General features: G+C 65.0%; 25 protein-coding genes. 7 read left to right on the forward strand and 18 right to left on the reverse strand.

The window, feature by feature from the left end; translation table 11 throughout:
* Window positions 1-5: 5 nt before the first annotated feature.
* From BKA07_RS12425 to BKA07_RS12445, 5 genes are read right to left on the reverse strand one after another with little or no spacing between them, the layout of a single operon-like run.
* Entirely contained in the window at window positions 6-776 is a 771-nt protein-coding gene (locus tag BKA07_RS12425) for a phosphatase (RefSeq protein WP_167951162.1), read from the reverse strand.
* Window positions 777-808: 32 nt separating this feature from the next.
* The gene (locus tag BKA07_RS12430; protein WP_167951163.1) at window positions 809-1,747 is read right to left on the reverse strand and encodes a virulence RhuM family protein/type II toxin-antitoxin system death-on-curing family toxin; all 939 of its coding nucleotides are present in this window, start codon (window positions 1,745-1,747) and stop codon (window positions 809-811) included.
* A 42-nt stretch (window positions 1,748-1,789) separates the two neighbouring features.
* Complete coding sequence (locus BKA07_RS12435) at window positions 1,790-2,716, reverse strand: TrmH family RNA methyltransferase (RefSeq protein WP_167951164.1); 927 nt, start codon at window positions 2,714-2,716, stop codon at window positions 1,790-1,792.
* Window positions 2,717-2,720: 4 nt separating this feature from the next.
* A complete protein-coding gene (locus BKA07_RS12440; RefSeq protein WP_167951165.1) occupies window positions 2,721-3,533 on the reverse strand; it encodes a sulfite exporter TauE/SafE family protein in 813 nt (270 codons plus the stop codon).
* 20 nt (window positions 3,534-3,553) lie between these two features.
* On the reverse strand, window positions 3,554-4,339 hold the full coding sequence (locus BKA07_RS12445) for an ABC transporter ATP-binding protein (RefSeq protein WP_167951166.1): 786 nt from the start codon (window positions 4,337-4,339) through the stop codon (window positions 3,554-3,556).
* Between the two features lie 44 nt (window positions 4,340-4,383).
* Between BKA07_RS12445 and BKA07_RS12450 the strand changes: the two genes are divergently transcribed.
* Window positions 4,384-5,118, forward strand: a complete 735-nt coding sequence (locus tag BKA07_RS12450) for a hypothetical protein (protein ID WP_167951167.1) — start codon at window positions 4,384-4,386, stop codon at window positions 5,116-5,118.
* Window positions 5,115-5,774: a phosphoserine phosphatase SerB gene (gene serB, locus BKA07_RS12455; RefSeq protein ID WP_342449056.1), complete on the forward strand. Its 660-nt coding sequence runs from the start codon at window positions 5,115-5,117 to the stop codon at window positions 5,772-5,774. The genes BKA07_RS12450 and serB overlap by 4 nt, the downstream gene beginning before the upstream one ends.
* Window positions 5,775-5,805: 31 nt before the next feature.
* Here serB and BKA07_RS12460 read toward each other — a convergent pair whose 3' ends face one another.
* The 3 genes from BKA07_RS12460 to BKA07_RS12470 form a co-directional block, all read right to left on the reverse strand.
* Window positions 5,806-6,309 carry a SixA phosphatase family protein gene (locus BKA07_RS12460; RefSeq protein ID WP_167951168.1) on the reverse strand — a complete coding sequence of 168 codons (504 nt, stop codon included), beginning with the start codon at window positions 6,307-6,309 and terminating at the stop codon, window positions 5,806-5,808.
* Between the two features lie 3 nt (window positions 6,310-6,312).
* Window positions 6,313-7,071, reverse strand: a complete 759-nt coding sequence (gene fabI, locus BKA07_RS12465) for an enoyl-ACP reductase FabI (protein ID WP_167951169.1) — start codon at window positions 7,069-7,071, stop codon at window positions 6,313-6,315.
* A 90-nt stretch (window positions 7,072-7,161) separates the two neighbouring features.
* Entirely contained in the window at window positions 7,162-7,872 is a 711-nt protein-coding gene (locus BKA07_RS12470; protein WP_167951170.1) for a 3-oxoacyl-ACP reductase FabG, read from the reverse strand.
* 123 nt (window positions 7,873-7,995) lie between these two features.
* Between BKA07_RS12470 and BKA07_RS12475 the strand changes: the two genes are divergently transcribed.
* The 3 genes from BKA07_RS12475 to BKA07_RS12485 are packed head-to-tail and all read left to right on the forward strand — an operon-like array spanning window position 7,996 to window position 9,568.
* A complete protein-coding gene (locus tag BKA07_RS12475; protein ID WP_245161941.1) occupies window positions 7,996-8,457 on the forward strand; it encodes a DUF3099 domain-containing protein in 462 nt (153 codons plus the stop codon).
* On the forward strand, window positions 8,454-8,666 hold the full coding sequence (locus tag BKA07_RS12480) for a hypothetical protein (RefSeq protein WP_167951171.1): 213 nt from the start codon (window positions 8,454-8,456) through the stop codon (window positions 8,664-8,666). Before BKA07_RS12475 ends, BKA07_RS12480 begins: the two co-directional genes overlap by 4 nt.
* Window positions 8,663-9,568, forward strand: a complete 906-nt coding sequence (locus BKA07_RS12485; RefSeq protein ID WP_245161942.1) for an SURF1 family cytochrome oxidase biogenesis protein — start codon at window positions 8,663-8,665, stop codon at window positions 9,566-9,568. The genes BKA07_RS12480 and BKA07_RS12485 overlap by 4 nt, the downstream gene beginning before the upstream one ends.
* A gap of 45 nt (window positions 9,569-9,613) precedes the next feature.
* Here the strand turns inward: BKA07_RS12485 and BKA07_RS12490 are convergent, their stop codons facing one another.
* From BKA07_RS12490 to BKA07_RS12535, 10 genes are all read right to left on the reverse strand, one after another.
* Complete coding sequence (locus BKA07_RS12490) at window positions 9,614-11,212, reverse strand: ABC-F family ATP-binding cassette domain-containing protein (protein ID WP_167951172.1); 1,599 nt, start codon at window positions 11,210-11,212, stop codon at window positions 9,614-9,616.
* Entirely contained in the window at window positions 11,209-11,898 is a 690-nt protein-coding gene (locus tag BKA07_RS12495) for an RNase H family protein (RefSeq protein ID WP_167951173.1), read from the reverse strand. Before BKA07_RS12495 ends, BKA07_RS12490 begins: the two co-directional genes overlap by 4 nt.
* Window positions 11,899-12,153: 255 nt before the next feature.
* Window positions 12,154-12,489, reverse strand: a complete 336-nt coding sequence (locus BKA07_RS12500; protein WP_167951174.1) for a metal-sulfur cluster assembly factor — start codon at window positions 12,487-12,489, stop codon at window positions 12,154-12,156.
* Between the two features lie 2 nt (window positions 12,490-12,491).
* The gene (gene sufU / locus BKA07_RS12505; RefSeq protein WP_167951175.1) at window positions 12,492-12,959 is read right to left on the reverse strand and encodes a Fe-S cluster assembly sulfur transfer protein SufU; all 468 of its coding nucleotides are present in this window, start codon (window positions 12,957-12,959) and stop codon (window positions 12,492-12,494) included.
* 10 nt (window positions 12,960-12,969) lie between these two features.
* Entirely contained in the window at window positions 12,970-14,220 is a 1,251-nt protein-coding gene (locus BKA07_RS12510; RefSeq protein ID WP_167951176.1) for a SufS family cysteine desulfurase, read from the reverse strand.
* Window positions 14,220-14,978 (reverse strand): Fe-S cluster assembly ATPase SufC, encoded by a 759-nt coding sequence (sufC, locus tag BKA07_RS12515; RefSeq protein ID WP_167951177.1) that lies wholly within the window; start codon window positions 14,976-14,978, stop codon window positions 14,220-14,222. Before sufC ends, BKA07_RS12510 begins: the two co-directional genes overlap by 1 nt.
* Before the next feature lie 49 nt (window positions 14,979-15,027).
* Window positions 15,028-15,351 (reverse strand): Rieske 2Fe-2S domain-containing protein, encoded by a 324-nt coding sequence (locus BKA07_RS12520; protein ID WP_167951178.1) that lies wholly within the window; start codon window positions 15,349-15,351, stop codon window positions 15,028-15,030.
* Window positions 15,348-16,523 carry a Fe-S cluster assembly protein SufD gene (gene sufD / locus BKA07_RS12525; protein ID WP_167951179.1) on the reverse strand — a complete coding sequence of 392 codons (1,176 nt, stop codon included), beginning with the start codon at window positions 16,521-16,523 and terminating at the stop codon, window positions 15,348-15,350. Before sufD ends, BKA07_RS12520 begins: the two co-directional genes overlap by 4 nt.
* Window positions 16,524-16,558: 35 nt before the next feature.
* Complete coding sequence (sufB, locus tag BKA07_RS12530; protein WP_167951180.1) at window positions 16,559-17,989, reverse strand: Fe-S cluster assembly protein SufB; 1,431 nt, start codon at window positions 17,987-17,989, stop codon at window positions 16,559-16,561.
* Window positions 17,986-18,705 (reverse strand): helix-turn-helix transcriptional regulator, encoded by a 720-nt coding sequence (locus tag BKA07_RS12535; RefSeq protein WP_167951181.1) that lies wholly within the window; start codon window positions 18,703-18,705, stop codon window positions 17,986-17,988. Before BKA07_RS12535 ends, sufB begins: the two co-directional genes overlap by 4 nt.
* A 103-nt stretch (window positions 18,706-18,808) precedes the next feature.
* Here BKA07_RS12535 and BKA07_RS12540 point away from each other — a divergent pair, with 103 nt between their 5' ends.
* On the forward strand, window positions 18,809-19,735 hold the full coding sequence (locus BKA07_RS12540; RefSeq protein WP_167951182.1) for an ATP-binding cassette domain-containing protein: 927 nt from the start codon (window positions 18,809-18,811) through the stop codon (window positions 19,733-19,735).
* A complete protein-coding gene (locus tag BKA07_RS12545; protein WP_245161943.1) occupies window positions 19,732-20,481 on the forward strand; it encodes an ABC transporter permease in 750 nt (249 codons plus the stop codon). The genes BKA07_RS12540 and BKA07_RS12545 overlap by 4 nt, the downstream gene beginning before the upstream one ends.
* Window positions 20,482-20,486: the final 5 nt, after the last annotated feature.

A 20,486-nucleotide genomic window follows, 5' to 3' on the forward strand; every position in this document is an offset into this window, starting at 1 on the left:
GCACGTCAGCTCAGCCCGGCCCGGTCGAGGACGAATTCGATGAGCGGTTCGTAGAGGTGGGGCACGACGTCATCGTCGAGGGGGACCGTGACCTCGATGGTGCCCTGCGCCTCGGCGACGAAGAGAGCCGGATCGTTGCAGTCGGCGTAGCCGACCGTGCGCAGCCCCCGGCTTGCTGCGGCACCGGCCCAGCCGTGATCGGCGACGACCAGGTCCGGGACAGAGCCGCCTCGGCAGGTGATGTCGTCGAGGAGTGCGTGCATGGGTTCGGCCAGGTGCGTATGCGGGCTCCCGCCGTGCTGGTGCCAGATCCACACCCGATTGATCTGCCGACAGTCGCCGCCGATTCCGGGCACGGGAACCGCGTTGGTCTGACGACTGATACGTGCTCCGTGGGATGCGGCCGCGGCCGCGATCGCCATGTGCACCGGAAGCAGACCGGCAGGATGGCCGGAGGCGAAGAGAATCTCTCCACCCGCGCGAGCGACATCACCGATCACAGTCGCCATCCGGTTGAGCGCGTCGATGCAGGCCTCGGTCGAGATCGTGTCGACGCCTTCGAGGAACTTCTTGTCAGGGCGCAGGCCGGCACGGTCGATCATGAGCGCGAGCACCGAATCGAAGTCCCAGTCCCGGGGCAGTTCCACACCGAAGTCGAACTGCCTCTCGTGGGCGAGGAATCGGTGGATGTGAGAGAGATTGTTCTCTCTGGGAGTCGCCACCTCACCGGTGATGTGAGCTGTCTCCAGGGCGTGGGCGAGCGTGGTGCGGTCCACTGGTCTCCTCTCGTTCTCTGCTTCGAATCGTGTCACTGCGTTTCGGGGACGATCATGCGAATGATGAGCGCGATCATCAGATCCTTTTCCGTCGGATCACTCATGGCAACCAAGAGAGTGATCGCGGCGAGAGCATTGTGCGCAATTCTCATACTGCCATCACTGTTCAGCAGAGCGTTATTGTGGTCGAGAAAGGTGATGAACAGCGCTGCGGCGCTGCGCTTGTTGCCGTCGGCAAGCGGATGGTCCTTCACCACGAAGTAGAGCAGGTTCGCGGCTTTCTCTTCGACTGTCGGATACAGTTCCTGCTCCCCAATTCCTTGATAGATCGCGCCCACAACAGCGTCCAACGCGTCGCCACGCTCGTGGCCCAGCAGACGATCGTTGGGAAATTCCGCTGCCAGACGATTGATGATGCTGCGAGCTTCGTCGAGTGTCAGTGTCCAAGCGGGGGCCGCGGCAGGCAGCGCATCGATGGTCCCTTCATCAAAATCGCGAAGCAAGGCCAAACTCGGCATGTAGTCTGAGAGCACATCCGCGACGCCCGCGAGCAACTCATCATCCGAACGTGCGAGCACAGTCACGATCTTGCCGATTTCGGACAGCCGCCGCTCATTGAGCGCCGCGCCCTCGAGCGCATATCGCCGCAGAACGTCGTTCGCCCACCGTCGGAAACGCACACCCTGCGCAGACTTCACCCGATAGCCGACAGACAGCACCATGTCGAGATCGTAATGTTCGACCTGGTAGGTCTTGCCGTCCGAAGCAGTTGTCGCAAATTTTGCGACAACTGCTGTGCCCGCAAGTTCTTCGCGCTGAGCATTCGCGATGTGCTTGCCGATCGTCTTGACGTCCCTGCCGTACAAAGTCGCAAGCTGATGCCGAGTCAGCCAGACAGTTCCGTTCGAAGTGCGGACATCCAACTGGATTCCGCCATCGTTTGATTGAAAGATCTCGATCGAGTCACTCATGGTCACACCGTAACTTGAGCCACGGACACAGCCTGGCCCACCTCAGTCGGTCTGCAGTGCAAAGCAGGCCACCGCCGAGGCGGCTGCGACGTTGAGCGAATCGACTCCCCCGCTCATCGGGATCATGACCGTCGAATCGCAGGCGGCGATCGTCGACCGTCGCAGACCGTCACCTTCGGTGCCGAAGACGATGGCGGTACGTTCGGGCGAATCGGCGGCGAACTCCCGGATCGCCACAGAGTCCTCGTCGAGGGCCAGGGCGGCGACATGGAAACCGAGTTCACGCAGGGAGTCGATGCCAGCGGGCCAGGATTCGATGCGCGTCCACGGCACCTGGAATACGGTGCCCATCGACACGCGAATCGACCGCCTGTAGAGAGGGTCGGCACACCTCGGCGTGACCAGGACTGCGTCGACGCCGAACGCTGCGGCGGAACGGAAGATCGCTCCCACGTTCGTGTGATCGACGACGTCCTCGATGACGACGATGCGTTTGGCCCCGGCCACGAGATCGGCGACATCGGACGCCTGCGGCCGCTGCATGGCGGACAGCGCTCCTCGGTGGAGGTGGAATCCTGTCAGCGATTCGACTGCCGTGTCGGTGCCGATGTAGATCGGCGCCTCGTTGGCGGCGATGAGGTCGGCCAGGTCGAAGAGCCATTTGGGGCTGGTCAGATACGAGCGGGGCACCATGCCGGCGGCGTGGGCACGGCGGATGATCTTCGAGGATTCGGCGATGAACAGGCCCTCGGCCGGTTCGCGGACGCTGCGCAGTGCGACATCGGTCAGCCGGGTGTAGTCGTGCAGGTCCGCTGCAGAGGTTCTGCCGCCAGGGCTGCCGTCGCGATGCTCACCTCCGACCAGCGTCTCCTCGTCGAAGAAGTGCAGTCGCTCCGCGGCGATCCCCTCCTCGGCCGCACGATCGATGACCTGCTGCTGTGTCAGTGGTGCCTTGGCGGGGGTATTCATGCGATCACAGTGTGAGGATGCGCCAGATGGCGACGAGGCCGAGGATGACGATGACGGAGCGCAGCAGGACGGGGGAGAATCTCCGTCCCACGCGGGCACCGAAGTAGCCGCCGATGAGTGACCCGATTGCGATGCAGATGACGGCGATCCAGTTGATCCGGTCGTGTCCGACGATGATGTAGGTGCTCGCCGAGACCGTGTTGACGACGAGGACCAGAACGTTCTTCAGCCCGTTGAGGCGCTGCAGGTCGTCGGGCAGCAGGAGCCCGAGCAGGGCGATGAGGATGATGCCCTGTGCCGCGGCGAAGTAGCCGCCGTAGACTGCCGTCAGGAAGACGACGAGGAGGACGAGCAGATAGCGTCCCGTCGTGAGCTTGTCTCCGACCGAGGCAGCCACATGCTCCTCCCCTGCCTTCTGGGCGCGGCGGACCGAGCGGCTTTTGAGATAACGCGAGAGCGCGGGCTGGCCGACGACCATGATGAGTGCGACGACGAGGAGGACCGGAACGATCGTCTCGAAGGCATCCTCCGGCAGGTGCAGCAGCAGATAGGCACCGGTCAGTGAGCCCAGGATGGAGGCCGGGACGAAGCCGAGGATCCGACGCCATTGGCCGCGCAGCTCCTCCCGGTAGCCGAATGAGGAGGCGATGTTGCCGGGAATCAGGCCGACCGCGTTGCTCATCGTCGACACGACCGGCGGCACGCCGAAGGCGACGAGCACCGGGAAGGTGATGAGCGTGCCGGAACCGACGACGGCGTTGATCCCGCCGGCACCGATTCCGGCCAGGACGATCAGCGCAATCTGCCACAGTTCCATTCCGAGAACTGGGTCCATGCTCAGTGGGCGGATCGGGCATGGAACCGCTGCCCGTCGCGGGTGAGCTTCACGTCGATCCCGAAGGTCGCCGAGAGGTTGTCGGCGGTCAGCGTCTCATCGATGGGGCCGGCGGCGAGGTCGGTGCCCTCGGCCAGCAGCAGCACGTGGGTGATGCCCACGGGGATCTCCTCGACGTGGTGGGTGACCATGATCGTCGCCGGTGCCCACTTCGAGGACAGGATCTCCGTCAGCGCGCCGAGCAGCTCCTCACGGCCGCCGAGGTCGAGCCCGGAGGCCGGCTCGTCGAGCAGCAGCAGCTCCGGATCCGTCATCAGGGACCGCGCGATCTGCACGCGTTTGCGCTCGCCCTCGGACAGGGTTCCGAACGTGCGTTCGGCCAGATGCGCGATGTCGAACGCGGCGAGGAGGTCCTTGGCCCGTTCGAGGTCCGTGGTTTCGTATTCCTCGACCCACCGACCGGTCACGCCGTAGGCGGCGGTGAGCACGGTGTCGAGGACGGCTTCGGACAGAGGAATCCGATTGGCCAGGGCCGTCGAGGAGTAGCCGATGCGCGGACGCAGCTCGAAGACGTCGACGCGCCCGAGGCGCTCCTCGAGGATCCCGACCGTGCCCGTCGTCGGATGCATGCGTCCCGCTGCCAGCTCCAGCAGAGTCGTCTTCCCGGCACCGTTGGGCCCGAGAACGGCCCAGTGCTCACCTTCGGAGACGGTCAGGGAGAAATCTTGGAGGAGGAAATTCTCTCCTCGGCGCACGGAAACGGAATCCAAAGTCAGGACATCACTCATATCTGCCAACTCTATCGCAGGCAGGGCGTCTATTCTGGTTCGACATGGACTTGACTACCGACTCACTGCTGCTGACCCTGGCGATGAACCACCGTCTGCACTCCAGCCTCGCCCCTGACGAGGTCAGTTCCGCGTTCCTCGACGATGACCGTGATGTCCCTCTCATCGTCTCCGACGAGGTCTTCGACACCGCACCGCCGACGGGTCTGCTGCTCTTCACCGCCGAGACGGCTGCGGCCGGAGTCACGCATGCGCGGCTGGCGCTGCACCACCCTTCGCTGCCGCACACCACCCCTCCGGTCGACAGGGGCGACCGTCTCCGGGTGGGTCGGCACACCGCCCCGATCGTCCTGCACTCCGGTGCGCACCAGGTCGGGGTCCTCCTCCTCGGCGCCGAGGCGAACGTCGAGGCCATCGCGTGCCGCGACACCGTCTTCCGCCCGGTCACCGTGGGCACACCCGCCGAGGCGCTGCGCCGACTGCGTCTGCTCGTCATGGAGGGACTGAGCCTCATCGAGTCGATCGAGGTCCCGCCCGTCTGGCGGGAAGGGCCGTGGCGGGACTGGCAGGAGGAGCTGAGCACGCACCATCCGATCTCCCGGCTCATCCCCTCGTCCGCCGACGCTCGGGCCATCTATGCCGCCCTCGACATCCATGAGCGGATGCGCACGGTGCTGGCACCGGCGACCGTCGAGCCGCCCGAGTTCGGCGATCTGCTGTCCCGTCTGCACCCCGCCGCCGCCGACTACATCATGGCAGTGGCTACGATGAAGGGGTGAATGACTCAAAGAACGCCATCCAGCTCCTGGTCATGGACGTCGATTCGACGTTCATCAATGAGGAGGTCATCGACCTCATCGCCGTCCACGCCGAAGTCGGAGCCCAAGTTGCCGACATCACCGAACGGGCCATGGCCGGGCAGTTGGACTTCGCCGCCTCCCTGGCCGAACGGGTGGCGCTGCTCAGGGGACTGCCGGAGACCGTCCTCGACGAGGTGCGATCTCAGATCACCCTGACCAGGGGCGCCCGCGAGCTGGTCGCCGCCGTGCAGTCGGACGGTGGTGTGGTGGCCCTGGTCTCCGGGGGCTTCACTCCGATCATCGCGCCGGTCGCAGCCGAGCTGGGCATCACCGAGGTCCATGCCAATGGTCTCGCCTCCGCCGACGGGCTGCTGACCGGCTTCACCAGCGGTCGGGTCATCGACCCGAGCGCGAAGGCGGAGATATTCGCCCAGCTCTCGCGAACCTATGACTTCGATCCGGCCCGGACGGTGGCCGTCGGCGACGGGGCCAATGACATCGGCATGGTCGAAGCGGCCGGCCTCGGTGTCGCCTTCTGCGCCAAGCCGGCACTCGTCGCCGCCGCCGATGCCTCGGTCACGGTTCGGGATCTGCGTGAGGTCCTGGCCCTGATCGAGGCCCACGCTCCCGCCTGATCGAGGCGCCCGTCCGGCGTGGATGCGGGCCTCAGGTGCCGAGGAAGACCCGGATCTCCGGTTCGGGATACTGCCCCGGCTCGACGTCCCAGCTCTCGAGCTCGAAGACCGCGAGCGAGGAGGGACGGAACGCCCCTGGGACGCCGGTGGCCGGACTCAGGTGACCGACCACCTCGGCGACGGTGGGCTGATGGCCGACGATATAGGCACACGTCGACTCGGCCGGGATCGAATTGATCGCATCCAGCCAATCCTCGACTCCGCCTTGGTAGAGGGCCCCGTCCTGACGCAGCTCGAGGCCCTGCCCGGATTCGGGTTCACCGTTGTGCCGGTTGACGGCCTCGACGACGGCCTGCCCGGTTTGGACGGTGCGCCTGGCCGCCGAGGCGATGGCCACATCGGGTGACCACCGCTCGGCGACCTCGGCCCCGGCTTCGACGGCCTGGGCCAGGCCCTTGGCGTTCAACGAGCGTTCGAAGTCCGTCGGTCCTTCGGCCTCGGCCTTCGCGTGGCGGGCGAGAATGAGCACAGGCATGTTTCAGGCTCCGGTGGAGTGGAATCCGCCGTCGACGTGGACCATCTCGCCGGTGGTCGCGGGGAACCAGTCCGAGAGCAGGGCGACGATCGCCTTGCCTGCCGGAGTGGTGTCCGTCTGGTCCCAGCCCAGCGGTGCACGGTCGCCCCACATGTCCTCGAGGGTCCCGAATCCGGGGATCGAGGTGGCGGCCGTGGTCTTCAGCGGTCCGGCCGAGACGAGATTGACGCGGACCCCGTCCTCGCCGACGTACTTCGCGAGGTAGCGGGCAGTGGACTCGAAGGCGGCCTTGGCCACGCCCATCCAGTCGTAGACCGGCCACGAGATCGTAGCATCGAAGGTCAGCCCGACGACTCCTGCGCCCTTGTTGAGTGCGGGCTTCGCGGCCACCGTGATGGATTTGAGGGAGAACGCGGAGACTTCCATCGCGGCCGAGACAGACTCCCACGGGGTGTCGAGGAAGACGCCGCCGAGGGCGTCCTTCGGTGCGAAGGCGATCGCATGCACGATGCCGTCGATGTTGCCTTCGAGCCGTTCGGGCAGTGCGGCGAGGTTCTCTTCGTTGGTGGCGTCGAGTTCGATGACCTTCGGCGTCTCGGGCAGACGTTCGGCGATCACCTGGGTGATCTTCATCTGGCGGCCGAAGCTGGAGAGGATGACTTCGGCCCCCTGCTCCTGGGCGAGACGGGCGGCGGCGAAGGCGATCGACGCCTCCGTCAGAACGCCGGTGACGAGGATGCGCTTTCCATCGAGAATTCCCATGGTGGTCCTTTCAGACTGTTCGAACGAATCATTGTCGTCGACACCGCTGGCGTCGACGTCCTTGCTGTGAAGTCTAGGCGGTGCGGGCGCTCAGTGCCCCATCCCCAATCCGCCGTCGACGGGGATGACGGCTCCGGAGATGTAGGAGGCCTCGTCCGAGGACACCCAGCGTACGACCTTCGCGACCTCGTCCGGCTCGGCGAATCGCTTCGCGGGGATGGTCGCGAGGTATTCCTTCTGCTGCTTCTCCGGCAGTTCGTCCGTCATATCGGTGCGGATGAAGCCGGGGGCGACGACATTGGCAGTGATGCCGCGTGAACCGAGCTCACGGGTGATCGACCGGGCCAGCCCGACGAGACCGGCCTTCGACGCCGAGTAGTTCGACTGCCCGGGGACTCCGTAGAGTCCGGACACGGACGAGATGAGCACGATGCGGCCCTTCTTGGCCCGGATCATCGAGGTGATGGCGCGCTTGACGGTGCGGAAGGTGCCGGTGAGGTTGGTGTCGACGACGTCCTCGAACTCATCGTCCTTCATCCGCATGAGCAGGTTGTCGCGGTTGATCCCGGCGTTGGCCACGACCACCTCGACGGGGCCCAGCTTCTCCTCGATCTCGGAGAAGGCCCGATCGAGGGATTCGGCGTCCGTGACGTCGGCGGACACGGCCAGTGCACCTTCGGGTGCGTCGCCGTTGCGGGACGTCACCGCCACTGTGTCGCCCTGGGCGAGGAACTCCTCCGCGATGGTGCGACCGATTCCGCGGTTTCCTCCGGTCACGAGGACTGTGCGTGGTTCTGACACGACTCTCTCCTGTTGGTGGACAATTCAGATTGATCGACGATTGAGATCAAACGTACCGTGACTAACCTATCGTGTCCGATCGGGTGTCGATACGACTCACACAAACGAAGAGTATGATTTTGTATGAGTAATCGAGCGAAGAAGGTTATGTCCAAGCACCCGCAGCAGATCACCACGGCAGACACGGCCCTTGACGACGACATGAAGTCGCGGATCATCAAATATTCGATCACCATGGGGATTCGGACGCTCTGCTTCGTGGCGGCCTATTTCATGTTCCGGGCGGATCTCGTCGTGCTGATGTGGATCTGCGTGGCCGGAGCCGTGTTCCTCCCCTATCCCGCCGTGATCTTCGCCAACGCCGGCCGGGAACGCACCCGCCATGACGATACGGCTCTGCTCGACGCTGCACCGATGGACGAACTTCCGCCGGCTTCTGGCGACACCGTCTCCGGCGACACGATCGCCGGCGAGACCGATGACGGCGCGTCGGCCGGGGACGCACCGTCTGCGCACGACACCGACACCGCACCGGCAGACGACGCAGACCGGTCCGAGGGACGGACACGAGGTGAGGATTCATGACCGAGAGGCTCCAGTGCTCGGCGAAGGACTGCCGAGCGAACGCCACACGCGCGATTCTGTGGAACAACCCGAGGCTGCACACGCCCAAACGCCGCAAGACCTGGCTCGCCTGTGACGAACATCTCGATTACCTGCGCGAGTTCCTCACCATGCGCAGCTTCTACCTGAGCGACGTCTCCATCGACGAGATCCCGGAGGACGCCGGTTGAAGTCCCGCTACTCCTTCCTCATCAGCCCCCGATGGCTGAAATACATCGCCATGACCATCATCGTCGTCATCGCCTGCATCTTCCTCGCACTGTGGCAGAAGGACCGGCAGGATCAGCGGCAGCACGAGATCGACACGATCAACGCGAACTATGCCTCGGAGCCGGTCGACATCGACAGCGTCCTGCCCACCACCTCGGCGACTCTCGACGAATCCGATGAGTGGCAGCAGGTGTCCCTGACCGGTGAATTCCAGACTGCGGACACCGTCTTCGCCCGCAACCGCACGGTCAACGACAAGGTGGGCTACTACGTCGTCGTGCCGTTCGAGCTCACGTCCGGCGACACGATCGCCCTCGTCAGGGGGTGGATCGCCGAACCGGACCAGATTCCGCCGACCCCCACCGGAGAGCAGACCATCGACGCACGTCTGCAACCGGCTCAGGACGGTTCGGAGGACAAGAATCCGGACGGGCTGATCAAGGCCATCGATCCCGCTCGGATCCCCGGCATGGGATCCGCATACGACAACGTCTATGCGGAGGTCGTCCACACGGGCGGCGGTGCCGACGATGATGCGGGGCTGATGCCCCTGCCCCCGCCCGACCTCGATCCGGGCAACCACCTGTCCTATATGCTCCAGTGGTTCACCTTCGGCATCATGATCATCATCGCCGTGACGATCTCCGCGAGGCGGGAGCGCAGAGCCGCCGCCGAGGCTGCCGGCAGTCCCACGGACGACGTCGAATACGTCGTGGTGGACAAGGCGGCCCTGGGAGCAGGGGCGAAGGTCTCGCAGCCGGGCAACCGCTACGGGCGCCATCGCCTGAGATCACCAGGTGTGCACGGGCGGGACGAGGCCGAGGAGGACGAACTGATCGAGGACCGCTTCAGGCACTCCTGAGCCTCGGGTCGGCGTGAGTGAGACTCGGACCGGTGTGGCTGAGCCTCAGGCCAGCGTCACGAGGTCGAGGTAGGTGTCGTTCCACAGGTCCTCGTCGCCGTCGGGAAGCAGCAGCACACGGTCGGGGTCGAGTGCGGACACCGCTCCCTCATCGTGGGTGACGAGGATGATCGCACCCTCGTAGCGGCGGATGGCGGAGAGGATCTCCTCACGCGAGGCAGGGTCGAGGTTGTTCGTCGGCTCGTCGAGGAGGAGGACGTTCGCGCTGGAGACCACGAGCGTGGCCAGGGCCAATCGGGTCTTCTCACCGCCGGAGAGCACGCTCGCCGGCTTATGCACGTCATCGCCGGAGAACAGGAACGAACCGAGCACATTGCGCACGGCGGTGTCGTCGAGATGCGGCGAGTTGCGCTTCATGTTCTCGAGCACGCTGCGCTCCAAATCGAGCGTCTCATGCTCCTGCGCGTAGTAGCCGAGCTTGAGGCCGTGGCCCGGGACGACGTCACCCGAATCGGGTTCGTCGAGGCCGGCCAGCAGGCGCAGCAGGGTGGTCTTGCCGGCACCGTTGTAGCCGAGGATGACCACGCGTGAGCCCTTGTCGACGGCGAGGTCGACTCCGGTGAAGACCTCGGTGGAGCCGTAGCTGCGGGACAGTCCCTCCGCAGTCAGCGGCACTCGGCCGCAGTCGGCGGGAGCGGGGAACCGCAGGTTCGCGACCTTCTCCGAGCTGCGTTCGTCCTCGAGTCCGGACAGCAGGCGTTCGGCGCGTTTGGCCATCTGCTGGGCGGCGACGGTCTTCGTGGCCTTGGCCATCATCTTGTTCGCCTGGGCCGTCAGCGCCGAGGCCTTCTTCTCCGCATTGGCACGTTCGCGACGGCGACGGCGCTCATCATCCTCGCGCTGCTTGAGGTAGAGACGGTAGCCCATCGAGTAGATGTCGATGGTCTGTCGGGTGGCATCGAGGAAGAAGACCTTGTTGACGACTTCGTCGATGAGGTCGAGGTCGTGGCTGATGACGATGAGACCGCCGGCATAGCCCTTGAGGTAGTCGCGCAGCCACAGCACGGATTCCGCGTCGAGGTGGTTCGTCGGCTCATCGAGGATCATCGTGTCCGGGGCCGAGAACAGGATCCGTGCCAGCTCCACCCGGCGTCGCTGGCCGCCGGAGAGGGTGCCGATCTCCTGGTTGATGAGGTCCTCGTCGAGACCGAGGTTCGCAGCGATCGCATAGGCTTCGGACTCCGCTGCGTAACCACCAGCGGCGAGAAATTCGGATTCGATGCGCGGGTAGCGATCGAGGGCCTTGGCGGCGACGTTCCCGTCGGAGGAGGCCATCTGGTGTTCGGCCTTGCGCAGGCGCTTGACGAGGACATCGAGCTCGCGGACGGAGAGGATGCGCTCCATGCCCGTGGCCTGCAGGTCACCGCTGCGCGGGTCCTGCGGCAGGTAGCCGACGGTTCCGGAGACGGAGACATTGCCCGCCGTGGCGGAGTGTCCTCCCATGATCACCTTCGTCAGGGTGGTCTTGCCCGCCCCGTTGCGTCCGACGAGGCCGACCCGGTCGCCCTTGTCCACACGGAAGGAGACCTCGGACATGAGCGTGCGGGCCCCGACGGCGACCTCGAGGTCGGATGCCTGAATCATTCGTTCTCCAAACTGCGACCGATGATCTCGGCCAAGAATTCTTGAGGGTGGATTCCCCGAGCCTGGGCCCGGGAGACGAGTTCGTCTGCGATATGTGTGGGCACGCGACAGGACACGAGCGTCGTCGACGCCGGTGCATCATCGGCTGCCGCTGCCGTTGTCGCAGCATCGGCGGCTGCCGGGGCCGGTTCGGTCTCTGCGGTGATCGACAGCGACGTCCGCGAGGGGACGTACCCCGGCCCGGTCGGAACGCTCGCACCCGACTGGAAGGCGGTGGCCGCAGCCCGCGCACGGTCGTCGGCCGCTTCGTTCATCGCGTGGTTGCTGTGGCCCTTGACCCATTCGAATTCGACGTCGCGACCGCTGAGAGCGGAATCGAGGTCTGCGAGGAGGTCCTTGTTCAGCACGTCCTTGCCGTCGGCCTTCTTCCATCCCTTGCGCTTCCAGCCGGGCATCCACTTCGTCAGCGCATTGATGACGTATTTGGAGTCGCAGAAGACCTTGAGGTCCTCATCGGCGTCGGCCGTCGAGTTCAGCAGATCGAGGACGGCCATGAGCTCACCACGGTTGTTCGTCGATTCCTTCCACCCGCCGGCATGCCAGCAGTCGTCGTCGACGTACCAGGCCCAGCCCGCCGGTCCGGGGTTGCCGAGGGCAGAGCCGTCTGCGGCCGCGATGATCGTCAATGGTTCTCCTTGGAAAGTCGGTCTTCATTCTTTCACGCCGACGTCCCGCGTCAGCATTCAGGGCGGGTGATCTCCGCGACCCCGCCCCGACTCACGTACCTGCTGCACCGTACCCGGCCCACGACCCCGCCCATGAACATCGCCGAGGTGGGGGCGCCGGAAACGGCACACCCACCTCGGCGAGGTGGTGGTCGGACGTCTTGCACGCGTCCTGCGACGTCCCCGCGGGGATGTCGCTGTAGAGTTTCTCCGGACTCAGATGTTGAACCCCAGCGCCCGCATCTGCTCGCGTCCGTCTTCGGTGATCTTCTCCGGGCCCCATGGCGGCATCCAGACCCAGTTGATCCGGTAGGCCGGCACGATGCCCTCGAGGCACTGGGCCGTCTGATCCTCGATGACGTCGGTGAGCGGGCAGGCCGCGGACGTCAGCGTCATTTCGACGACGGCGGTCCCGTCGTCTTCGACGGAGAGTCCGTAGACGAGACCGAGGTCGACGATGTTGACGCCGAGCTCCGGATCGACGACGTCCATCATGGCTTCGCGCACCTCGTCGATGCTGGCATTCTGCGGTGCGTCTATCACGTCGGGCATTTCTACTCCTTCAGAGACGTTTGGGCTTGGTTGAGTGCGTCCTTGAACGCCACCCAGGACAGGAGCGCGCACTTGATCCTGGCCGGGAACTTCGACACTCCGGAAAACGCAGCGGCGTCGCGAAGTATTTCCTCGTCCCCTTCCAGTGTCCCACGGGAGTGCATGAGTTCGTGGAACTTCGCTTCGATGTCGAGCATTCCCTCGACGGTGTTCTCGGCCGCGAGGTCCGACAGCACAGATGCCGACGCCATGGAGATCGAGCAGCCGTCGCCGGTCCAGCGCACGGCGATGACGCCGTCGGCGCCCAGTTCGGCTTCGACTTCGATCTCGTCCCCGCACGTGGGGTTGATCTGATGAGAGGAGCCGTGCGGGCCCTGGGTCGCGTCGCCGAGCAGGTCGGTGTTGCCGATCCGCTCCCGCGAGTGGTCGAGGATGACCTGTTGGTAAAGCTGCTGCATCTGGGTGCTCATGACACGCCCCTCACTCGGCCCCGAAGAAGCCGCGAACCTCGGCCAGAGCGCTCACGAACCGCTCGCAGTCCTCGGTGTTGTTGTACAGATAGGTGCTCGCCCGCGTCGTGGCGGTGACCCCGAAGCGCCGGTGCAGCGGCTGGGCGCAGTGGTGGCCCACGCGCACCGCGACTCCCTGGGAGTCGAGGTACTGGCCGACGTCGTGGGCGTGGACGCCGTCGACGTCGAACGCGACCGTCCCGATCCGGTCCTCGGCGGATCCGAGCACGGTGATGCCCGGGATCGTCGCGATCCCGTCGAGGAGGACGGCGGCGAGTTCGCGCTCGTGGTCGAAGACCTCCTCAAGTCCCACCTCGGCGAGGTAGTTGACCGCAGTGGTGAACGCCGCGACCTCTGCCACGGGCTGCGTGCCTGCTTCGAACCGCTGCGGAGCGTCCATGAACTGCGATTCCTCCATGGTCACCGTGGTGATCATGGACCCGCCCGTGAGGACGGGTGGCAGCGAATTCAGCAGCTCCGACTTGCCCCAGAGGGTGCCGAGGCCGGTGGGGCCCAGCGCCTTGTGGGCGGAGAAGGCTGCGAAGTCGACGTCGAGGTCGACGAAGCTCACCGGCATGTGCGGGACCGACTGGCAGGCGTCGAGGACGACGAAGGCACCGACCTGGCGGGCGCGGGCGACGAGGCGTTCGACCGGGTTGATGGTGCCGAGGACGTTCGAGACATGGGTGAAGGCGAAGACCTTCGTGGTCTCGTCGACGATGGAATCCAGATCACTGAGATCGAGTTCTCCGGAGTCCGTGACCGGAATCCATCTGAGCTGGGCCCCGGTCGATTGCGCCAGCTGCTGCCAGGGAACGAGGTTCGCATGGTGTTCCATCTCGGTGACGACGATCGAATCATCGGGTCCGAGTGCGAAGCGCTGTGCGGCCTCTCCCCCTAAACCGTGACTGGCACGGTCGAGGCCGAGTGCGACCACGTTGAGCGCCTCGGTGGCGTTCTTCGTCCAGACCACCTGTTCCGGTGATCCGCCGACGAGGTTCGCCACGGCTTCGCGTCCGGCTTCGAACGCATCCGTGGCCATCACCGCGAGCGAATGCGCCCCGCGGTGGACGGCGGCATTGCGTTGAGCATAGTACTCGGTGAACGTGTCGATCACGCACTGCGGCTTCTGCGAAGTCGCACCCGAGTCGAGATAGCTCAGAGACGACTCCCCGATCCTCGTGTCGAGGATCGGGAAGTCGTTCCGCAGACGGGAGAACATCAGGCCGGGGCCTGCAGGAAACGGTCGTAGCCTTCGTTCTCGAGGCGATCGGCCAGTTCCGGACCGCCCTCTTCGGCGACCTTGCCCTTGATGATCACGTGGACGTGATCGGGCTTGACGTACTGAAGAATGCGGGTGTAGTGGGTGATGAGCAGAATGCCGACGTCGGTCGACTCCCGCACCCGGTTGACTCCCTCGGACACGATACGCAGGGCGTCGACGTCGAGACCGGAGTCGGTCTCGTCGAGGACCGAGAACTTCGGTTTCAGCATCTCCATCTGCAGGATCTCGTGACGCTTCTTCTCACCACCGGAGAATCCTTCGTTGACGTTGCGGCTGGCGAACTCCGGGTCCACACGAAGGTTCTCCATCGCGTTCTTGAGATCCTTGGTCCAGTGACGCAGCTTCGGAGCCTCACCGTCGATCGCGGTCTTGGCCGAGCGCAGGAAGTTCGTCACGGTCACGCCGGGAACCTCGACGGGGTACTGCATGGCCAGGAACAGTCCGGCCTTGGCGCGCTCATCGACCGACATCGCCAGCACGTCCACACCGTCGAGTGTGACCGAGCCGGAAGTCACCTGGTACTTCGGGTGACCGGACAGGGAGTAGGCCAAGGTGGACTTGCCGGAGCCGTTGGGCCCCATGATGGCGTGAGTCTCGTTGGAGTTGATCTCCATGTTGATGCCGTTGAGGATCGGCTTGGGACCGGAGTCGGTGTTGACGCTGACGTGCAGGTCGGAGATTTTCAGAATGGACATGTCAATCCTTTTCAGTTCGGTAAGCGTGGTGATCAATCGAGCGTGTTGGTCAGTTGACCACTGTGCTCGGGTCAAGGAGGATGCGGCCGGCGATCTCTTTGCAGTCGTAGACCGCAACGGGTTCGAAGGCCGGGGGGCTCAGCGGCCGACCGGAAGTCAGGTCGAACTGGGAGCCGTGCAGCCAGCATTCGATGGCGCAACCTTCCACTTCGCCTTCGGCCAGGGACACCTCGCCGTGGGTGCAGACATCGTCGACGGCATGGATCGTGCCGTCGGAGTCGCGGGCGATGCAGATCTCGAAGTCGTCCACGTCGATCCGCATCGTCGCGCCCGCGGCCACCTCGTCGGCGGCCGCAACGTCGATCATGGTCACAGAACGCTCCGGGAGAGTTCGTCCTCGATTCGTTCGTTGAGGACTTCCTCGATCTCAGGCACCTTGATCTTCTGGATCACTTCGGTGAAGAATCCGCGGACCACGAGCTGACGGGCGACGTCCTCCGGGATGCCGCGGCTCATCAGGTAGAAGAGATGCTCCTCGTCGAAGCGTCCCGTCGACGACGCGTGTCCGGCGCCGGCGATGTCGCCGGTTTCGATCTCGAGGTTCGGCACCGAGTCCGCACGCGCCCCGTCCGTGAGGATGAGGTTGCGGTTGAGCTCATAGGTGTCGATGTCGAGGGCCTCTGGACGGATGAGCACATCGCCGATCCACACGCTGCGTGCGTCCTTGCCCTGAAGCGCACCCTTGTAGTGGACGTTCGACTTCGCCTTCGGCGTGTTGTGATCGATATAGGTGCGGTGTTCGAAGTGCTGACCGGCATCGGCGAAGTAGAGTCCGAGCAGTTCGGCCTCTCCCCCGGCTGCCGAGTAGCGCACGTTCGTGTTCAGTCGCACGATGTCTCCACCGAGGCTGATGTTGATGTGCTTGAACTTCGCATCCTTGCCCACGATCGCATCGTGCTGGCCCACATGCTGCGATTCCTCGTCCCAGAGCTGCAGGGACACGAAGGTGACGTCGGCGCCGTCTCCGATCACGAGGGAGACGAGCTCGGAGTACCGGGCGAGTCCTTCGTGCTCGACGACGATGGTCGCCTTGGCGTTCGCGCCGACGGAGACGACGACGTGCCCATGGGCGATGTCGCTGCCGTTGCCATCGGCATGGATGATGGCGGCACCGTCGAGTTCGGTGTTCGCGGCAACCGAGTAGTGGGTCACCGCCGAGGCGCGGCTGGCTGCCACTGCAGCCGGCCGATCCTCGGGTTCGAGGATTCCCAGCTCCTGAGCGGCCCCGAGCGAGATCTCCTCGACCGAGATGCCCTCAGGCAGGTCGCCCGTCGTGCTCAGCTTCGCCTCGGAGGCGGCGTCGGTGAAGAAGTCACCGAGCTTGCGCACCGGCGAAAAGCGCCATTCCTCCTCGCGTCCGGTCGGGACGGGGAAGGCGGAGACGTCGAAGCTGCGTGTGCGTGTGTCACGCTTCGAATCGGGGACCTGCACGTCGGCGCCGTGAGAGTGCTCATCGAGGCCCAATGGATTGGTGGTATCAGTCACTTGAAACTCCTTGTTGCGGTCGGTGGCAGGCCTGGTCAGCCCACTGCACCTTCCATCTGCAGTTCGATGAGGCGGTTGAGCTCGAGGGCGTATTCCATCGGCAGTTCGCGAGCGATCGGCTCGACGAATCCGCGGACGATCATCGCCATCGCCTCGGTCTCCTCCATGCCGCGGCTCATGAGGTAGAAGAGCTGATCCTCACTCACCTTCGACACTGTGGCCTCGTGACCGAGAGTCACATCGTCCTCACGGATATCGATGTAGGGGTAGGTGTCCGAACGTGAGACGTTGTCGACCAGGAGCGCGTCGCAGAGAACGTTGTTCGACGAACCCTCGGCGCCCGGGTGGACATGGATGAGTCCGCGGTAGCCTGCGCGGCCGCCGCCTCGGGCCACGGACTTCGACACGATCGAAGAGTGTGTGTGCGGAGCGGCGTGGACCATCTTCGCACCGGTGTCCTGGTGCTGTCCCTCACCGGCGAAGGCCACGGACAGGGTCTCGCCCCTGGCGTGTTCGCCGGTCAGCCAGATGGCCGGGTACTTCATGGTGACCTTCGAGCCGATGTTGCCGTCGACCCATTCCATCGAAGCGCCCTCTTCGGCGATCGCACGCTTGGTGACCAGGTTGTAGACGTTGTTCGACCAGTTCTGGATGGTCGTGTAGCGGACCTCCGCATCCTTCTTGGCCACGATCTCGACGACTGCGGAGTGCAGCGAGTCGGTCGTGTAGATCGGTGCAGTGCAACCCTCGACGTAATGCACCGACGAGCCCTCGTCGGCGATGATGAGGGTGCGTTCGAACTGGCCCATGTTCTCCGTGTTGATCCGGAAGTAGGCCTGCAGAGGGATCTCGACGTGGACGCCCTTGGGGACGTAGACGAATGACCCGCCGGACCAGACCGCGGTGTTGAGCGCCGAGAACTTGTTGTCACCGGCAGGGATGATCGAACCGAAGTACTCTTCGAAGATCTCCGGGTGCTCGCGCAGACCGGTGTCGGTGTCCATGAAGATGACACCCTGAGCCTCGAGCTCCTCATTGATCTGGTGGTAGACGACCTCGGACTCGTACTGAGCCGCGACACCGGCGACGAGGCGCTGCTTCTCCGCTTCGGGGATGCCGAGCTTGTCGTAGGTCTTGCGGATGTCCTCGGGCAGATCCTCCCAGGACGTTGCCTGGCCCTCTGTCGAACGGACGAAGTATTTGATGTCCTCGAATTGGATTCCCGTGAGATCGGCACCCCAGCTGGGCATCGGCTTCTTGTCGAACAGCTTGAGCGCCTTGAGGCGGCGCTGCAGCATCCAGTCCGGTTCGTCCTTCAGCCTCGAGATGTTGCGGACGACGTCCTCCGAGAGCCCGCGTTCCGCGAACTCGCCCGCGTCGTTTTCGTCGTGCCAACCGAATGCGTACTGTCCGAGGTCTTTGAGCTCGGGATTCGCATCGATGATCCGATTGCCTGTGTCAGTCATCGTGAACCTCCTTGAGGTCGATCATTGCTGTGGATGAGTGGTCTGGTGAGTTCCGAGGTCGGAATGTGGGTGGTGCAGACGTGGTCGCCGTGCGCCAGAGACGAAAGCCTGCGGACATCGACGCCGAGGTAGTCCGAGAACATTGCAAGTTCTGCTTCGCAGATCTCGGGGAACTCGGATGCCACCGCCTGGATCGGACAGTGGCCCTGGCACAGCTGCATCGCTTCGAGGGGAGTGCCGGCTGCCACCGGGGTCGCCGAGGCGGCGTAGCCCTCCCTCGTCAGCGCTGCGGCCAGCCCGCGGGAACGGGAAGCCACGGTGGTGCCTCCCCGTCTGTCCAGCTCCCCGCCGAGGCGGTCGCGCAGTTTCGCGATCAGGTCCTCGGTGAAGTCCTCGACGGCGTCGGCCCCGACGCGGTCCTGCATGAACCGGAGGATGTTGACCGCCAGTTCGTCGTAGGAGTGGCTGACGGAGCCGTGGCCCTCTGAGGTGACCACATAGTGCCTGGCCGGTCGACCGCGACCTGCCTGTTTGCCGGCGAGCTCGCGAACCTCGATGAGCCCCTCGCTCTCCAGCGCATCCATATGGCGACGGATCGCCGCAGGAGTCAGGTCGAGCAACCTGGCAAGCTCGGAGGCAGTGATCGGCCCTTCATCGAGCACCGATCTGAACACCTTCTGCCGTGTCCGACGGTCTTCTGTGTCGTTCGCTGCCATTCTCCACCTCCTTGACTAACACAACACTATTGTTGCGTAATTTGTTTCGTAAAACTAGGTGAGCCTAAGTACAGGAGCATTCGACGCGTCGTAGAATGGACTGGTGTCAGAATCGGCCCTCACCATCCGTGGTCTTCACTACTCGTACGGCGCGCACCACGTCGTCGACGGAATCGACCTCGAAGCCGCCACCGGATTCATCCTCGGTGTGCTCGGGCCCAATGGTGCCGGCAAGTCGACGACGATCTCACTGGCGGTGGGCACCAGAGCCCCCGATGCCGGCACGGTCGAGATCTTCGGCTTCGACCCCCACCGCGAGCATGAGCGCACAGCGCTGCTCGCCGGTGTCATGCTCCAGGACGGGGGGCTGCCGATGAGCGCGAAGCCGCTGCAGGTGCTGCGGCACCTCGCCTCCCTCTATCCCGACCCCCTCCCCGCCGACGAACTCGCCGGGCCGCTGGGCATACACGAATTCTCCTCGCGCACGATCCGCCGCCTCTCCGGTGGGCAGAAGCAGCGCGTGGCTCTGGCCGCCGCGCTCATCGGCAGACCTCGGCTGGTCTTCCTCGATGAGCCCTGTGCCGGTCTCGACCCCCAGGCCAGGGCCGTCGTCCACGACTACATCCGCGAGCTGGCCGCCGCCTCGGTGGCAGTGGTCCTGACGACCCATGACCTCACCGAGGCAGAGGAGCTCGCCGATGAGGTCGTCGTCATCGATCGCGGCCGCATCATCGCCCAGGGAGCGCCCGAGGACCTGCGCAACGCCTCCCCCGCCGGTCGCCGACTCGTCATCGCCACCGACCGGGACCTCGACGCCGCACCTCGCGAACTCATCGAGACCATGAACACGATCGCCCCCACCTCGGCGATGGGATCGGCCCTCGTCGTCGACGGCGACCTCGACAGTGCAGCGATCGCGGGCCTGTGCACGGTCGTCGCCGAGGCGGGCCTGGCGATCACGGACATCGACATGCACTCGCAGTCGCTGGCCGACGTGTTCTTCGAGCTCACAGGCAGGCCGCTGCGATGAGCACGACGCCGCCGATGAGAGCGAAACGCCTCATGGCGCAGACGAGGTTCGAGACCGTCTCGGTTCTGCGCAACGGTGAGCAGCTGCTGCTCTCCCTCATCCTGCCGCTGGGCATGCTCGTGTTCCTCGCGAAGACTCCCCTGCTCGGCGCTCTCAGGGTCGTTGCCGACGGGAGGGATCCGCTCACCGTGGCGCTGCCCGGTGCGCTGAGCCTGTGCCTGGCCTCGACGGCTTTCACGGGCCAGGCGATCGCCACCGCCTTCGACCGCCGCTACGGGGTGCTGCGCCAGCTGGCGACGACGCCGCTGGGCACCAATGGCCTCATCTTCGGCAAACTCGGCGCGGTCGTCGCGGTCGTCATCATCCAGTTCCTGCTCGCCTTCGCCATCGCCCTCGGACTCGGCTTCGAGGGCCCGGTCGACGTTCTTTCGCTGCTGGTGACCACATTGCTTGGCACCGCTGCGCTCCTGTCCCTAGGCTTGCTCATGGCGGGGACCGTGCGCGCGGAGGCCACGCTGGCCGGTGCCAATCTGATCTGGGTGGTCATGGCCGGTGTCGGCGGGCTCGTCCTCGCCCACCCGGGTGAGTGGGGCACCGTAGTCGGGTATCTGCCCTCCGGTGCCCTCGGCGATGCCATGCGCGCGGCCGTCGGCGGTGCCGGCTTCGACGTCAAAGCTCTGATCGTGCTCCTCGTGTGGGGGCTGCTGGGAACGCTTGCGGCACGCAGGTGGTTCCGATTCGAATGAGGAGA

Origin of the sequence: Brevibacterium marinum, from assembly GCF_011927955.1 — a bacterium.
In the GTDB taxonomy this organism is placed as follows: domain Bacteria; phylum Actinomycetota; class Actinomycetes; order Actinomycetales; family Brevibacteriaceae; genus Brevibacterium; species Brevibacterium marinum.

Excerpts from the sequence above, each read along its gene's own strand:
- BKA07_RS12430 (WP_167951163.1), bottom strand. The coding sequence starts at position 1,747 with ATGAGTGACTCGATCGAGATCTTTCAATCAAACGATGGCGGAATCCAG.
- BKA07_RS12435 (WP_167951164.1), bottom strand. The coding sequence starts at position 2,716 with ATGAATACCCCCGCCAAGGCACCACTGACACAGCAGCAGGTCATCGAT.
- BKA07_RS12440 (WP_167951165.1), bottom strand. The coding sequence starts at position 3,533 with ATGGAACTGTGGCAGATTGCGCTGATCGTCCTGGCCGGAATCGGTGCC.
- BKA07_RS12445 (WP_167951166.1), bottom strand. The coding sequence starts at position 4,339 with ATGAGTGATGTCCTGACTTTGGATTCCGTTTCCGTGCGCCGAGGAGAG.
- BKA07_RS12450 (WP_167951167.1), top strand. The coding sequence starts at position 4,384 with ATGGACTTGACTACCGACTCACTGCTGCTGACCCTGGCGATGAACCAC.
- BKA07_RS12460 (WP_167951168.1), bottom strand. The coding sequence starts at position 6,309 with ATGCCTGTGCTCATTCTCGCCCGCCACGCGAAGGCCGAGGCCGAAGGA.
- fabI (WP_167951169.1), bottom strand. The coding sequence starts at position 7,071 with ATGGGAATTCTCGATGGAAAGCGCATCCTCGTCACCGGCGTTCTGACG.
- BKA07_RS12475 (WP_245161941.1), top strand. The coding sequence starts at position 7,996 with ATGAGTAATCGAGCGAAGAAGGTTATGTCCAAGCACCCGCAGCAGATC.
- BKA07_RS12480 (WP_167951171.1), top strand. The coding sequence starts at position 8,454 with ATGACCGAGAGGCTCCAGTGCTCGGCGAAGGACTGCCGAGCGAACGCC.
- BKA07_RS12490 (WP_167951172.1), bottom strand. The coding sequence starts at position 11,212 with ATGATTCAGGCATCCGACCTCGAGGTCGCCGTCGGGGCCCGCACGCTC.
- BKA07_RS12500 (WP_167951174.1), bottom strand. The coding sequence starts at position 12,489 with ATGCCCGACGTGATAGACGCACCGCAGAATGCCAGCATCGACGAGGTG.
- sufU (WP_167951175.1), bottom strand. The coding sequence starts at position 12,959 with ATGAGCACCCAGATGCAGCAGCTTTACCAACAGGTCATCCTCGACCAC.
- BKA07_RS12510 (WP_167951176.1), bottom strand. The coding sequence starts at position 14,220 with ATGTTCTCCCGTCTGCGGAACGACTTCCCGATCCTCGACACGAGGATC.
- sufC (WP_167951177.1), bottom strand. The coding sequence starts at position 14,978 with ATGTCCATTCTGAAAATCTCCGACCTGCACGTCAGCGTCAACACCGAC.
- sufB (WP_167951180.1), bottom strand. The coding sequence starts at position 17,989 with ATGACTGACACAGGCAATCGGATCATCGATGCGAATCCCGAGCTCAAA.
- BKA07_RS12535 (WP_167951181.1), bottom strand. The coding sequence starts at position 18,705 with ATGGCAGCGAACGACACAGAAGACCGTCGGACACGGCAGAAGGTGTTC.
- BKA07_RS12545 (WP_245161943.1), top strand. The coding sequence starts at position 19,732 with ATGAGCACGACGCCGCCGATGAGAGCGAAACGCCTCATGGCGCAGACG.